Annotated in this window: 14 protein-coding genes; 8 read left to right on the forward strand and 6 right to left on the reverse strand. The window is 73.9% G+C overall.

The annotated features are described in order from the left end of the window. Positions 1-135: 135 nt before the first annotated feature. From ACFC1F_RS15435 to ACFC1F_RS15455, 5 genes are all read right to left on the reverse strand, one after another. Positions 136-273: a SapB/AmfS family lanthipeptide gene (locus ACFC1F_RS15435; RefSeq protein WP_176189324.1), complete on the reverse strand. Its 138-nt coding sequence runs from the start codon at positions 271-273 to the stop codon at positions 136-138. A gap of 97 nt (positions 274-370) precedes the next feature. Then, a complete protein-coding gene (lanKC, locus tag ACFC1F_RS15440) occupies positions 371-2,944 on the reverse strand; it encodes a class III lanthionine synthetase LanKC (protein WP_376158603.1) in 2,574 nt (857 codons plus the stop codon). A gap of 724 nt (positions 2,945-3,668) precedes the next feature. Continuing rightward, positions 3,669-4,163 (reverse strand): Cys-tRNA(Pro) deacylase, encoded by a 495-nt coding sequence (ybaK, locus tag ACFC1F_RS15445; RefSeq protein WP_148645540.1) that lies wholly within the window; start codon positions 4,161-4,163, stop codon positions 3,669-3,671. Between the two features lie 40 nt (positions 4,164-4,203). Beyond that, positions 4,204-4,932: an LON peptidase substrate-binding domain-containing protein gene (locus ACFC1F_RS15450; RefSeq protein ID WP_209411982.1), complete on the reverse strand. Its 729-nt coding sequence runs from the start codon at positions 4,930-4,932 to the stop codon at positions 4,204-4,206. Between the two features lie 85 nt (positions 4,933-5,017). Further along, positions 5,018-6,598 (reverse strand): oxidoreductase, encoded by a 1,581-nt coding sequence (locus ACFC1F_RS15455; protein ID WP_376158605.1) that lies wholly within the window; start codon positions 6,596-6,598, stop codon positions 5,018-5,020. Positions 6,599-6,690: 92 nt separating this feature from the next. On the opposite strand from ACFC1F_RS15455, the gene hisD reads away from it, so the two are divergent. From hisD to hisF, 8 genes are all read left to right on the forward strand, one after another. Further along, a complete protein-coding gene (gene hisD, locus ACFC1F_RS15460; protein ID WP_376158607.1) occupies positions 6,691-7,998 on the forward strand; it encodes a histidinol dehydrogenase in 1,308 nt (435 codons plus the stop codon). Then, on the forward strand, positions 7,995-9,095 hold the full coding sequence (locus ACFC1F_RS15465; protein ID WP_376158609.1) for a histidinol-phosphate transaminase: 1,101 nt from the start codon (positions 7,995-7,997) through the stop codon (positions 9,093-9,095). The genes hisD and ACFC1F_RS15465 overlap by 4 nt, the downstream gene beginning before the upstream one ends. A gap of 6 nt (positions 9,096-9,101) precedes the next feature. Then, the gene (gene hisB, locus ACFC1F_RS15470; RefSeq protein WP_209411986.1) at positions 9,102-9,695 is read left to right on the forward strand and encodes an imidazoleglycerol-phosphate dehydratase HisB; all 594 of its coding nucleotides are present in this window, start codon (positions 9,102-9,104) and stop codon (positions 9,693-9,695) included. Beyond that, a complete protein-coding gene (locus ACFC1F_RS15475; protein ID WP_174315760.1) occupies positions 9,692-9,844 on the forward strand; it encodes a hypothetical protein in 153 nt (50 codons plus the stop codon). Before hisB ends, ACFC1F_RS15475 begins: the two co-directional genes overlap by 4 nt. Before the next feature lie 111 nt (positions 9,845-9,955). Then, positions 9,956-10,591, forward strand: coding sequence for an imidazole glycerol phosphate synthase subunit HisH (hisH, locus tag ACFC1F_RS15480; RefSeq protein ID WP_376158612.1), 636 nt, complete (start codon positions 9,956-9,958; stop codon positions 10,589-10,591). Between the two features lie 38 nt (positions 10,592-10,629). Then, entirely contained in the window at positions 10,630-11,355 is a 726-nt protein-coding gene (gene priA, locus ACFC1F_RS15485) for a bifunctional 1-(5-phosphoribosyl)-5-((5-phosphoribosylamino)methylideneamino)imidazole-4-carboxamide isomerase/phosphoribosylanthranilate isomerase PriA (protein ID WP_376158614.1), read from the forward strand. Next, positions 11,352-11,792: a Rid family hydrolase gene (locus ACFC1F_RS15490; RefSeq protein ID WP_209411987.1), complete on the forward strand. Its 441-nt coding sequence runs from the start codon at positions 11,352-11,354 to the stop codon at positions 11,790-11,792. Before priA ends, ACFC1F_RS15490 begins: the two co-directional genes overlap by 4 nt. Next, on the forward strand, positions 11,789-12,559 hold the full coding sequence (hisF, locus tag ACFC1F_RS15495) for an imidazole glycerol phosphate synthase subunit HisF (RefSeq protein WP_376158616.1): 771 nt from the start codon (positions 11,789-11,791) through the stop codon (positions 12,557-12,559). The genes ACFC1F_RS15490 and hisF overlap by 4 nt, the downstream gene beginning before the upstream one ends. 57 nt (positions 12,560-12,616) lie before the next feature. On the opposite strand, the gene ACFC1F_RS15500 is transcribed toward hisF, so the two are convergent. Then, positions 12,617-13,402, reverse strand: a complete 786-nt coding sequence (locus ACFC1F_RS15500) for a VOC family protein (RefSeq protein ID WP_376158618.1) — start codon at positions 13,400-13,402, stop codon at positions 12,617-12,619. Between the last annotated feature and the right edge of the window lie 125 nt (positions 13,403-13,527).

Here is a 13,527-nt window from a genome sequence, read left to right on the forward strand (position 1 = left end):
ACACTTTGTGGGGGGCTGTTTTTTTTTATTACGCGCGGGGGGGGCCCCCCGGGCGCGCCCGCCCGGGGTCGGGGGGGGGGGCGGCCCCGCCCCCCCGGCCGCCCGCGCCCGGCCCTCAGCGGGCCGTGCCGCGGATCAGAGGCACAGCAGGGTGCTGACCGTGCTGGTGCCGCAGTTGAGGACGCTCAGCGAGCTGGTGCTGGCGAGGGTGTCGTCGATCGGGGCCGCCTCGGTCTCGGGCAGCTCCATGGTCTGGAGGTCGAGGATCGCCATGACTGTTCTCCTAACGGTGGTGAGGGGTGGAACCACCCGGCCGGGAGGCCGGGAGCAGGTGGGGCGCCTGGGCGCCGGGGGCGGACCTGGCGGGCCGTCAGCGGCCGGCGGAGGCGGCCGCGGTGCGCGGATGGCCGGTCCAGGGCAGGAACGGGGTGCCGGCCAGCGCGGTGCCGAGCGCGAGCAGCACGCCGGCGGAGCCGGTGGCGAGGTCGGTCGAAAGCCGGAGCAACTGGTCTCCGGGGAAGGCGAGTTCGCCGCGGTAGGTGACCTGGTGCAGGGCGAGCAGGCGGCGCTGCCGGTCGAGTTCGGCCGTGCCGGGGCCCCGCCCGGTGAGCGCGAGGTAGCCGAGCAGGCCGGCCCGGCCGTTGAACAGGCCCGGCTGGATCACGAACTCCGGCTCGGCGGCCCGCCGGATGCGGGGCACGGCGGAGGCCACGGGGCTGTCGGGCCGGTGGGCCAGCAGGGCGTCCAGGACCAGGCCGATCCCGGTGCTGCCGGTCTCGACGTACGGGAGCACGCGTCGCCCGTCGACCACCTGCAGCGTGCCGTCCGCGACGTCCGTGCACCGGTCGAGGTCGAGCTCCAGCAGGGACTCGGCCTGGTCGAGCAGACTCCACTCTCCCGTGTGCTCGTGGAGCCTGATCAGCGCGAGGGCGGCGCCGGAGGCCCCGGCCAGCAGGCCGGCCCGCCGCCGGGAGTCGCCGCGGCCGGCCTTCTCCAGGGCGTCGGCCGAGGCGCGCGCCAGCCCGACGGCCTGGTCCAGCAGGCCGGGTTCACCGGTGGTGGCGAAGTGCAGCAGGGCCAGCGCGATGCCGGGGCCGCCGGAGGCCAGTCCCGGGCCGGGGCTCTCGGCCGCCGGGTCGGGTAGGCGTCGCAGCAGGCCGAGCGCGGCCTCCCGCTCCCCGAGCAGGTCGAGCGCGTAGGCCACGCCGTGTCCGCCGTGGTACAGCCCGGCCGTGAGGGGACGGGTGCGGGCGGCCCGGACGAGCCACCGGACGTGCCCGGGGTCGATCTTGGAGCCGGTGGCGCGCAGGGCGTACAGGACGCCCGCCGCGCCGTGCGCGAGGCCGAGTCCGCCGTGGGTGAACTGTGCGACGTCGCCGGGGAAGAGCCGGTCGGGGCGGTCCGGGGTGGCCGTCCCGGCGATGCCCCGGGCCAGCGAGTCCCGGATCCGCGGCCAGTCGGGGACGGGCGCGGTGAGGAGGGCGCAGGCCTCGGCGCGGCGCCGGCCGACGTCGGGCCGGGGGGTGCGGCCGGCCTCGGCCGAGGGGCCGAGGAACCGCCGGATGTCGTCGGTGTAGCCGGGCGGTACGGGGAAGCGCCGTTCGATGGCGTCGGCCAGTTCGTCGGCCTTGCCGGGGTCGAGGGCCGGCAGCTGGGCCAGCGGGAGGAAGAGCCAGAGCCTGATGGCGGCCAGCGCGTACCGGTCGATGTCGGGCCCGGTGTAGCCGGCCGGTGCCGTGAAGCCGGCCGCGCCGAGCGCGGGGCGGACGAACGCGTCGGCGGGGCTGGCGAGTTCGAAGTCGATGAAGCAGACCTCGCCGGTCGGCCGGACGATCAGGTTGCGCGGGTGGAGGTCGCCGAAGACGATCCCGCGGGCGTGGATCGCGGCCAGCGACTCCTCGATCCGCCCGACGACGTCCAGCGCCTCCGAGGTGTACGTCGCGACCGCGGCCTCGTCGCTGTCCGGGTGGATGAGCGGGTAGCGGGCGGTGAGCCACTCGGTGAGCGACCGGCCGGTCACGAACTCCTCGGCCAGGAAGTGGTGTTCCCAGGCGGTCAGCAGCCCGTGCAGGGCGGGCACCCCGGGGACGCCGGCCAGGCGGGCCAGCACGTCGTGCTCGTGGTGCAGCCGGGTGACCGCGTCGACGCCGCGCTGGTCCAGGCCGGCGAACGGCCGCGCCTCCTTCAGGACGACCTGCGTGCCGTCGGGGCCTCCGCCCGCCAGGTAGACGCCGCCGGCGTTGGAGAAGTGCAGGACGCGTTCCACGGTGTAGGGCAGCCCGGAGTCCTGCTGGGCGGAGCGGGCGGCGAGGGCCGGGGCCAGGCAGTCCGGGACGGGCGCCCAGGGCGGGACGGCGAACCCGGCCCCCCGGACGTCGGGGACGAGCCGCCCGTCCGGTCCGGCGAGGGCGAGGACCCGCTCGCCGGCCTCGTTGCGGCAGTACCGCTCCGAGAACCCGCCGTAGCGCAGGAACAGTGGTCCGTCGCCCCACCGCAGGTCGCTGAGGATGTACGGCGCCCGGCGCCCGGCCAGCAGGCGGCCCAGGCCGTCGAGACATCGCTCCAGCTCGTCGTCGCCCACCGGGTAGAGGGTGCAGAACTTCCCGCTGGATCCGCGCGGTGCGTACTTGGAGTTCTGCACCTGGAGGATGGGCAGGCCGCGCAGGAACTTGAAGGTGACGCGGGTGTCCAGGCAGTAGCCGTGGACCAGTTCCAGCACCTCCTCGGCGTCCTCGACGCGGGCCGACACGTGGATCTTCCAGCCCTGCTCCGGCAGCTGGACCCCGGTCGGGCGGACGACGGACCACATCTCCAGGTCGCCGCGCTCCCAGCCGTCGGGCAGCGGCCGGGTGACGGCCTCGAACTCCTCGTGTGCGCCCCAGCGGCGGGGCGAGTCGTAGAACAGCGGGTCGGCGTAGGCGTAGGCCTCGTACCGGTTGTCCAACGGAGTCCTCCTCGGTATCGGGCCGGCCGGGTGCCACCGCGGTCGCGGGGGCGGGATCAGGGGGCGGCTGGTAACGGGCGAGGTCCTCGGCAGCCGGCTGGAAAACCGGCGGTCGATGTGACGATCCGAAGTATTGAGGTGCGACAAGTACCCCGGCAATGGCGCGAATTTCAATGTACCTGTCGCTCCAGCGCGCCGGTGCGCACGGCGTCGCGGATATTCGAGCCGGCGCGAGAACGCGATCCGTACGGCTCCGTGCCCGGTCGTCCCCGGGTTCTCCGGCGGTGCGGTGCGCCGGGCGCCGCCGGTCGGCGTGTCGGACGGCGGCCGGATCTCCACTGGCCGGGGGCCGTGTCCGGGGGGTGGACGCCCCGAGGGGTCGGTGAGGGCGCGGGGGAAGTGCGCTCCGCGGGCGCCCGGCGTACGGAGGGGAAACGTTTCCCTGCTCGACACCGTCGCGTCGCCGGCGCGATGGTGGAATCCGGCCCCGGCGGGCCCGGGGAATCCCGTCGGCCGCATCGTTGGGCTATTACGGGAGTATTTCGACAAGGGATGGGTGTGGCGCCTGTGTCGAACAGGAAAAGCGTGATCGATGGTGAATTCGACAAAGGGTTCGGAACCACCCGGAAAAGCGTCTCGCGGCCGCACCGCGGGCCCGGCCGGGCCGGTGGGGGGCGGCCGCGCCGGAAATGGGCGCGGAAGGCCGTGGGCGGGTCCGCGCGGCTCAGCGGCCGATGGGGGCGGTGCGGGCGCCGGTCAGCGCGACCAGGTCGGCGGGGGCGAGTTCGACCTCCAGGCCGCGGCGGCCGGCCGAGACGTACACCGTGGCGTGGGCGAGGGCGCTGTCGTCCACCACGGTGCGCAGCGGGCGCCGCTGGCCGAGCGGGGAGATGCCCCCGAGGACGTAGCCGCTGCTGCGCTCGGCCGCGGCGGGGTCGGCCATCGCGGCCCGCTTGCCGCCGACCGCCGCGGCGAGCGCCTTGAGGTCGAGCTGGCCGGCCACCGGGACGACGCCCACGGTGAGGACGCCGTCGACGTCGGCGACCAGGGTCTTGAACACCCGGTCGGCCGGGACGCCGAGCGCTTCGGCGGCCTCGCCACCGTAGGACGCGGCGGCCGGGTCGTGCTCGTAGGCGTGCACGGTGAACGCGACGGCGGCGCTCTCCAGGGCGACCGTGGCGGGCGTGCCCTGGCCGCCCTTCTTCGCTTTCCTGGCCATGGTGGAGGTCTCCGGGACGGGGCTTCGGCGTGCGGCCGGGTCAGTTCGGGCTGAAGGACTGGCGGGTGAGGTCGACCGCCGGGAGCGAGGGCAGCCAGCTGAGCACGGCCGTCTCGCGGCGCAGCAGCTCCAGCTCGGTGCGCAGCCGCTGCGCGGTGTCGGGGCAGGCGAGCAGCTGCTGCTTCACCGGGGTCTCGAACACCGAGGCCGCGGCCACCAGGTAGGAGAGCACCTGCGGGTCGTCCGGCAGCTCCTGGCGGCCGACCGTGCTGGCCTCCCGGGCGCCGGCCAACCGCTTCTGGTAGGCGCGGAAGGCCCGTTCGACGCCGGAGGCGAGCGCGCCCGCGCCCTCGCCGGGCTCCTCGTCGATCGGCTCGATCTCACCGGTCAGGTACGGGCCCGCGGTGTCCACCGAGCGGAGCCGGAACCGGGTGGTACCGGTGACCAGCAGCTCGTACCGGCCGTCGGGCTGCTCCTGGGCGGAGGCGACGTCGGCCACGCAGCCGACGTGGTGCAGGGCCTCCAGCGGGTCGCCGGTGGCGGTGCCGAGACCGTCGAGCGGGCCGGCCGGGCCGTCGTCGGCGCGGACCGGCGCGACCTCGCGGCCGTCCTTGATGGCGAGCACGCCGAACCGGCGCGGCTCGTCCTCGGGGAGGGCGAGCAGGTCGGCCAGCAGACGGCGGTAGCGCTCCTCGAAGACGTTCAGGGGCAGCACCAGGCCCGGGTAGAGCACGGTGTTCAGCGGGAAGAGCGGCAGCCGTTCTGTCACGGCCGACAGCGTAGTTCCCCGGGTGCCCGCCGTGCGCCCGGGTTTGCGCACGGGGAGTCCGGGCGGCCCGGGCCGCAGCCCGCGGCTATCCGCGCTGGAGCATCCGGCTGGCCCCGGCGGCGACGGTGGTGGCGAGGATCCAGCCGACGACGACCAGGCCGGAGGTGACCCACTGGTCGGCCCCGCCGGGGTTCCAGCCCTGCTGGCCGAGGTCGATGACGGGCAGCAGCTGGCCGAGCGCGTACAGCACCGGGTTCCAGTGCGGCCGCTCGTCGGCCTTGAGCGGCTGGAGCTCGTGCGTGGCGAAGTAGACGCTGCCGAGCGCCCAGGCGAGCAGCAGCCAGAGCGCCGCCCGGCCGGGGCGGAAGCCGTAGCCGACGGTGACGTCCTGGATCCGGCCCCAGACCCGGGCGGGCAGCGGCAGGGTCTGCCGGCGGCGGCGCTGCTTGGCGTAGAGCACCTCGCGGGCGTCGTCGTCGGCGCCGTCGCGGCGCAGGGCGGCGGCCAGCTGCTCGTAGGACTCGGGCTGGAACTCCACCGACGAGCCCTCCAGCCACGCGATCCGCTGCTGGACGGTGAACGGGGCGGCCGGGCGCAGGCACTCGTAGGTGAAGCCGGTGAGGCCCAGGTGCTTGCCCTGCGGCCAGGAGCCGGGGGCGTCGACGAGGTTGCCGACCTTGGCGCGGGAGAGCGAGACGGTGCCGCCCGCCGGGAAGCGGCAGGTGAACCGCAGCTCCGGGGTGTGGACGCGGCGCAGCGAGAGCTCCTGCTCCGGGCCGAGGTGGAACTCGGCGTCGGAGAGCAGGCAGGCGGCCTCGAACCGGGCGTCGGAGAGCCGGACCTCGCCGTGGGACCGGAACGGCGTGCTCGGAGCGCCGGCCGGCGGGATCTCGCCGTAGCCGGAGCCGTAGTACGTCTGCGAGCCGTACCAGCCGCCGTCCACCGAGCCGCTCAGGTAGAGGGTGTGGCCGACGGTGATCCGGACCAGGTTGAGGGCGCAGCGGTTGGCGGGGACGGCGTGCAGCTGGGCGCCGCGCAGCGAGAGCCGGCCGCCTATCCGGGCGGTGCGCAGGCTGACCTCGCCGCGGGACTCCAGCCGGTCGGCCTCGCAGTCCTGGTTGACGGCCATGCCGTCGGCGGACAGCGCCCGGCCGAACCGGTCGCCGCCCAGCACGGTCTGGTTGAGCAGCAGGTCGGTGCCGATCCGGGCGTCGGTGAGCCGGACGCCCTCGGGTATCCGGCAGCGGGCCAGGTGCAGGTCGCCCGAGGTGGCGAGGCGGGAGGCCTCCAGGCGCGGGATCAGGCAGCCGACGAAGCGCAGCGTGCCCGCCTCGGCCTCGGACATCAGGATCTTCTGTTCGAAGCGGCAGTCGTGCATCTCGACGTAGTGGTCGATGGTGCCGCCGGCCAGCCGCAGCGGGCCGGTGACCCGGACGCCGCTCAGCTTGAGCGAGGCGACCCGGCCGGGGGCGGCGGCCGGCCCGGCCAGCAGCAGCCGGGAGAGCACCTCGGCGCGGACGGTGCGCTCCGGGCCCCAGGCGACACCGCCGAACGGGTCGTCCTGCTCGGCGTCGCCCGTCCGCAGGTCGTGCACCCCGCCCTGCCGGAACGCCTCCCACAGGCCCTGCTCCACCGCGGTCCAGCCGTCCGGTGCCCGTTCCGCCATCGTTCCCCCGTCTCCCCCGGTCGTCTCGCCTTTCGTATCACGGACTGAAATGCCGGGGCGGCCAGATCCGGCCACTCCTTACACTGGGCTGCGTGATCTCACGAATCGACCTGCGCGGATCCCTCGACGACCCGCGCGACCTGCTGCCCCGTGCCGACTTCGACGTCGCGGCCGCCCTGGAGAAGGTGCGGCCGATCGCCGAGGACGTGCGCCATCGCGGGGTCGCGGCGCTGATCGAGATCACCGAGCGGTTCGACGGCGTGCGGCTGGAGTCCACCCGGGTGCCCGCCGAGCAGCTCGCCGAGGCCCTGGAGACGCTGGACCCGAAGGTCCGCGCCGCGCTGGAGGAGTCGATCCGTCGCGCCCGCATCGTCCACGCCGACCAGCGCCGCACCGGCCACACCACCCAGGTGGTGCCGGGCGGCACGGTCACCCAGCGCTGGGTGCCGGTGGACCGGGTCGGCCTGTACGTGCCGGGCGGCCTGGCCGTCTACCCGTCCTCCGTCGTGATGAACGTGGTGCCGGCCCAGGAGGCGGGCGTCCGGGGCATCGCCGTGACCTCGCCCCCGCAGAAGGCCTTCGGCGGCCGGGTGCACCCGACCATCCTGGCGGCCTGCGCGCTGCTCGGCGTCACCGAGGTGTACGCGGTCGGCGGCGCCCAGGCGGTCGCCATGTTCGCGCTCGGCACCGAGGAGTGCGAGCCGGTCACCATGGTCACCGGCCCGGGCAACATCTACGTCGCCGCGGCCAAGCGCTACTTCGCCGGCCGGATCGGCATCGACTCCGAGGCCGGCCCGACCGAGATCGCCGTCCTCGCCGACGACAGCGCGAACCCGGTGGACGTCGCCGCCGACCTCATCAGCCAGGCCGAGCACGGCCCGACCTCCGGCTCGGTGCTGGTCACCGACTCGGCCGCGCTGGCCGACGCGGTGGAGGCCGAGCTGAAGACGCAGGTCGCCCGGACGAAGCACGCCGAGCGGGTGGCCGAGGCGCTGGGCGGCCGCCAGTCCGGCATCATCCTGGTCGACGACCTCGACCAGGGCCTGGTCGTCGTCAACGCGTACGCCGCCGAGCACCTGGAGATCCAGACCCGGGACGCGCACGCCGTCGCCGCCAGGGTCCGCAACGCGGGCGCGATCTTCATCGGCCGGTGGACCCCGGTCTCGCTGGGCGACTACGCGGCCGGCTCCAACCACGTGCTGCCGACCGGCGGCTGCGCCTGCCACTCCTCGGGGCTCTCCGTGCAGACCTTCCTGCGCGGCGTCCAGGTTGTCGAGTACGACCGCGAGGCACTGGCCGGCATCGCCGCGCACGTCGTCAACCTCGCCGACGCCGAGGACCTGCCCGGTCACGGCGACGCGATCAAGGCCCGCTTCGACTGGACGGTACCCGGCACGTGACGAAGATCGACGACCTCCCCATCCGCGACGAGCTGCGCGGGCAGTCCCCGTACGGTGCCCCGCAGCTGGACGTCCCCGTCCAGCTGAACACCAACGAGAACCCGTACCGGCTCCCCGAGGAGCTGGTGGCCCGGATCGCCGAGCGCGTCGCCGAGGCCGCCCGCACCCTCAACCGCTACCCCGACCGGGACGCGGTCGAGCTGCGCACCGGCCTGGCCGCCTACCTGACCGCCACCACCGGCTTCGCCCGCACCCGCGAGCAGGTCTGGGCCGCCAACGGCTCCAACGAGATCCTCCAGCAACTGCTCCAGACCTTCGGCGGCCCCGGCCGCACCGCGATCGGCTTCGAGCCCTCGTACTCGATGCACGCCCTGATCTCCCGGGGCACCGGCACCGACTGGATCTCCGGTCCGCGCAACGAGGACTTCACCATCGACGTGGAGGCCGCCGTCGAGGCCATCGCCGAGCACCGGCCGAACGTCGTCTTCGTCTGCTCGCCGAACAACCCGACCGGCACCGCCGTCGCCGCCGACACCGTGCTGCGGCTGTACGAGGCCGCGCAGGCGGCCCGGCCCAGCCTGGTCGTCGTCGACGAGGCGTACGTCGAGTTCTCGCACCGCGCCTCGCTGCTGCCGCTGCTGGAGGGCCGCCCCAACCTGGTGGTCACCCGCACCATGTCCAAGGCCTTCGGCGCGGCGGGCCTGCGCCTGGGCTACCTGGCCGCCGACGCCGCCGTGGTGGACGCGGTGCAGCTGGTCCGGCTGCCCTACCACCTGTCGGCCGTCACCCAGGCCACCGCGCTGGCCTGCCTGGAGCACACCGACACCCTGCTCGGCTACGTCGGCCGGCTCAAGGACGAGCGCGACCGGCTGGTCGCCGCGCTGCGCGCACTGGGCCTGGAGGTGACCGAATCGGACGCCAACTTCGTCCAGTTCGGCCGCTTCGCCGACACCCACGCCGTCTGGCAGGCCATCCTCGACCGCGGCGTCCTCGTCCGGGACAACGGTGTCCCCGGGTGGCTGCGCGTCACCGCCGGCACCCCCGCCGAGAACGACGCCTTCCTGGACGCCGTCAGCACTGTGATCAAGGAGCTGTAACCCCGTATGTCCCGTATCGGACGCATCGAGCGCACCACCAAGGAGACCTCGGTCCTGGTCGAGATAGACCTCGACGGCACCGGCAGGACCGACATCTCCACGGGCGTCGGGTTCTACGACCACATGCTCGACCAGCTCGGCCGCCACGGCCTCTTCGACCTCACCGTGAAGACCGACGGCGACCTGCACATCGACACCCACCACACCATCGAGGACACCGCCCTCGCGCTGGGCGCCGCCTTCAAGCAGGCCCTCGGCGACAAGGTCGGCATCTACCGCTTCGGCAACTGCACCGTGCCGCTGGACGAGTCGCTCGCCCAGGTCACCGTCGACCTCTCCGGCCGCCCCTACCTGGTGCACACCGAGCCGGAGAACATGGCGCCGATGATCGGCGCCTACGACACCACCATGACCCGGCACATCCTGGAGTCGTTCGTGGCCCAGGCGCAGATCGCGCTGCACGTCCACGTACCCTACGGACGCAACGCCCACCACATCGTGGAGTGCCAGTTCAAGGCTCTGGCCCGGGCGCTGCGCTACGCCGCCGAGCGCGACCCGCGCGCGGCCGGCATCCTCCCCTCGACCAAGGGTGCGCTGTGAGCAAGGCCGCGATCGTCCTCATCTTCGTCGGACTCTTCCTGGCGGGCGGGGTGATCTCCTTCTGGAAGCAGAAGATCCCGAAGGGCGTCATCGCCGTGCTCGCCATAGGCTCGGTGCTCTGCCTGGCCTCCGGCGTCATGCGTCTCTGACGCCGCCGCGCCTCTGACGCCCGTGCCCCGGCCGCCGCCGCGGCGCAACGCCGCCGTACAGAGCCGCTCCGGAAACCGCCGAGCAGCCACCGAGAAAGTGGACACCTGAACATGGGCAAGAACGTCGTCGTACTCGACTACGGGTCGGGCAACCTCCGCTCGGCCCAGCGCGCCCTGGAGCGCACCGGCGCGAACGTCACCGTCACCTCCGACTTCCAGACCGCCATGGACGCGGACGGCCTGCTCGTCCCCGGCGTCGGCGCCTTCGAGGCCTGCATGCGCGGGCTGAAGGCCGTCCGCGGCGACTGGATCATCGGCCGCCGCCTCGCCGGGGGCCGTCCGGTCATGGGCATCTGCGTCGGCATGCAGATCCTCTTCGAGAAGGGGGTCGAGCACGGCGTCGAGACCGCCGGCTGCGACGAGTGGCCCGGCACCGTCGAGCCGCTGAACGCGCCGGTCGTGCCGCACATGGGCTGGAACACCGTGGACGCCCCCGAGGGCGGCCGGATGTTCGCCGGCATGGACGCCGACACCCGCTTCTACTTCGTGCACTCCTACGCGGTGCGCAGCTGGGAGCTGGAGGTGCACAGCGCGCGGATCAACCCCCCGCTCGTCTCCTGGTCCACCCACGGGGAGCCGTTCGTCGCGGCCGTCGAGAACGGCCCGCTGTGGGCCACCCAGTTCCACCCCGAGAAGTCCGGCGACGCCGGCGCCGCCCTGCTGACCAACTGGGTCGACACCCTCTGACCGGGCCGACCCCCTCTGACGATCTGAGAGTTGCAACGATGAGCCGCCTCGAACTGCTCCCCGCCGTCGACGTCCGCGACGGCCAGGCCGTCCGCCTGGTCAAGGGCGCCTCCGGCACCGAGACCTCCTTCGGCGAGCCGCTCGCCGCAGCCCTCGCCTGGCAGAGCGCCGGCGCCGAGTGGCTCCACCTGGTCGACCTCGACGCCGCCTTCGGGACGGGCTCCAACCGCGACCTGCTCCGCGAGGTCACCGGCGCGCTGGACATCAAGGTCGAGCTGTCCGGCGGCATCCGCGACGACGAGTCGCTGGCCGCCGCCCTCGCCACCGGCTGCACCCGGGTCAACCTGGGCACCGCCGCCCTGGAGAGCCCCGAGTGGGTCGCCAAGGTCATCGCCGAGCACGGCGACAAGATCGCGGTCGGCCTGGACGTGGTCGGCACCACCCTGCGCGGCCGCGGCTGGACCCGCGACGGCGGCCAGCTCTTCGACGTGCTGGCCCGCCTGGACGCCGAGGGCTGCGCCCGCTACGTCGTCACCGACGTCAACCGCGACGGCACCCTGACCGGCCCCAACCTCCAGCTGCTGCGCGACGTCTGCGCCGCCACCGACAAGCCGGTCGTCGCCTCCGGCGGCGTCTCCTCGCTGGACGACCTGCGGGCGATCGCCACGCTGGTCGGCGAGGGAGTCGAGGGCGCCATCGTCGGCAAGGCACTCTACGAGCAGAAGTTCACCCTCGAAGAGGCCCTGGAGGCGGTTTCAGGATGACGGAATGTCAGGTCGTGCGCGGCCGGGTCGCCGGATTCTCCCCCTGGGAGGGCGAGTTCGGCTACTCGCGGGCGGTCGCGGCCGGGGACCACGTGCACGTGGCCGGCTCCACCGCCTGGGTCGACGGGAAGATCGAGCACGAGGGCGACCCGTACGGGCAGACCCTCGCCGCCTTCGGCGTCGGCCTCCAGGCCCTGGCCGCGTACGGACTGACCGCGGACGACGTGGTCCGCACCCGGATGTACATCACCCACGTCCGCGACGCCGACGAGGTGGGCCGCGCCCACCGCGCCCTCTTCGAGGCCGCCCGCCCGGTCGCCACCATGGTGGTGGTCGCCGGGCTGATCGACACCCGGATGATGGTCGAGGTCGAGATCGACGCCTACCGCGCCGGGCTCGCAAGCACCATGGAAGCTCTGGAAGGCAAACAGCCGTGACCCTCGCAGTACGAGTCATCCCCTGCCTGGACGTCGACGCCGGCCGAGTGGTCAAGGGCGTCAACTTCCAGAACCTGCGCGACGCCGGCGACCCGGTCGAGATGGCCAAGCTCTACGACGCCGAGGGCGCCGACGAGCTGACCTTCCTCGACATCACCGCCTCCTCGGGGGACCGCGAGACCACCTACGACGTGGTGCGCCGCACCGCCGAGCAGGTCTTCATCCCGCTCACCGTCGGCGGCGGCATCCGCGCCGTCGAGGACGTCGACAAGCTGCTGCGGGCCGGCGCCGACAAGGTCGGCGTCAACACCGCGGCGATCGCCCGCCCGGAGCTGATCCGCGAGATCGCGCAGCGCTTCGGCCGCCAGGTGCTGGTGCTCTCGGTGGACGCCCGGCGCTGCCCGGAGGGCACCGAGACGCCGTCCGGCTTCGAGGTCACCACCCACGGAGGGCGCCAGGGCACCGGCCTGGACGCCGTCGAGTGGGCCGGCCGGGCGGCCGAGCTGGGCGCGGGCGAGATCCTGCTCAACTCGATGGACGCGGACGGCACCAAGGACGGCTACGACCTGGACATGATCCGGGCGGTCCGCAAGGCCGTCTCCGTCCCGGTGATCGCCTCCGGGGGCGCCGGCAAGCTGGGCGACTTCGCCCCGGCGGTGGAGGCCGGCGCGGACGCCGTGCTCGCCGCCAGCGTCTTCCACTTCGGCGACCTGCGGATCGGCGAGGTCAAGAACGCGCTGCGCGAGGCCGGGCAGCTCGTCCGCTGAGCCCCGGCCGGTGCCGTCCACGTCCTCACCGGACGCGGACGGCACCGGCGCACGCGCTCAGGACTCCTTCGGCGGCTCGCCCTTGATCAGGGCGAACGGCGCGCCGAACGGGTCCGCCAGCCAGGCGATCCGGCCGACGTCCGGGACCTGCTCGGGGCCCATCAGCACCGTGCCCCCGGCCGTCTGGCCCCGGCCGACCAGCTCGTCCACCTGCTCGGTGGCGAAGTACGGCGTCCAGGACGGCGGCTGGCCCTCGCCCATGATCGGTGCGATGCCGCCGAAGCTCGTCGCCCGCTGGTCGCCGTCGGCGGTGGAGACCACCAGGTACTCCATCCCCGGGGCCGGGAACTTCTCCGAGCGCCACCCGAACAGCGTCCGGTAGAAGCCGAAGCCGGCCTGCTGGTCACTGGTGTGCAGCTCGGCCCAGACCAGCGCGTTGTCGGTGGACACCGCGTCCAGGCCCTGGGTGGTGCCGGCCTGCCAGAGCGCGAACTGCGCCCCCTGCGGGTCGGTGATCTGGGCCATCCGCCCGGCGTCCATGACGTCGAACGGCGCGACCCGGACGGTGCCGCCGGCCTGCTCGACGGCCTTGGCGGTGGCATCCGCGTCGGGCGTCCTGAAGTACGTTGTCCAGCTGGACCGCGCGCCCTCCTCGGTGAGCGGCCCGATCGCGGCCACGGTCTTGCCGTCGGCCTGCAGGAATCCGTAGCCGCCGGCCTCCGGGCCGAGGCCCTGGTACGTCCAGCCGAACACCGCGCCGTAGAACGCGGCGGCCGCGGCCGGGTCCGGGGTGCCCAGGTCGATCCAGCAGGGCGCGCCGGTGGGGAAGTCGGTAGTGAGCATGGGGGTGGTGCTCCTTCGACGGGAAAGGGCGGCCGGGCGGTTTCGCGGGGGCGCGCACGCACCCCACCCCGGCCATCTGCGAGTCTGCACCCCGCCACCCACATCCGCAGCCGGACGCAGCCGAG

Origin of the sequence: Kitasatospora sp. NPDC056181 (genome assembly GCF_042266225.1) — a bacterium.
In the GTDB taxonomy this organism is placed as follows: Bacteria; Actinomycetota; Actinomycetes; order Streptomycetales; family Streptomycetaceae; genus Kitasatospora.

Excerpts from the sequence above, each read along its gene's own strand:
- ACFC1F_RS15435 (WP_176189324.1), bottom strand. The coding sequence starts at position 273 with ATGGCGATCCTCGACCTCCAGACCATGGAGCTGCCCGAGACCGAGGCG.
- ybaK (WP_148645540.1), bottom strand. The coding sequence starts at position 4,163 with ATGGCCAGGAAAGCGAAGAAGGGCGGCCAGGGCACGCCCGCCACGGTC.
- ACFC1F_RS15455 (WP_376158605.1), bottom strand. The coding sequence starts at position 6,598 with ATGGCGGAACGGGCACCGGACGGCTGGACCGCGGTGGAGCAGGGCCTG.
- hisB (WP_209411986.1), top strand. The coding sequence starts at position 9,102 with ATGTCCCGTATCGGACGCATCGAGCGCACCACCAAGGAGACCTCGGTC.
- hisH (WP_376158612.1), top strand. The coding sequence starts at position 9,956 with ATGGGCAAGAACGTCGTCGTACTCGACTACGGGTCGGGCAACCTCCGC.
- priA (WP_376158614.1), top strand. The coding sequence starts at position 10,630 with ATGAGCCGCCTCGAACTGCTCCCCGCCGTCGACGTCCGCGACGGCCAG.
- ACFC1F_RS15490 (WP_209411987.1), top strand. The coding sequence starts at position 11,352 with ATGACGGAATGTCAGGTCGTGCGCGGCCGGGTCGCCGGATTCTCCCCC.
- ACFC1F_RS15500 (WP_376158618.1), bottom strand. The coding sequence starts at position 13,402 with ATGCTCACTACCGACTTCCCCACCGGCGCGCCCTGCTGGATCGACCTG.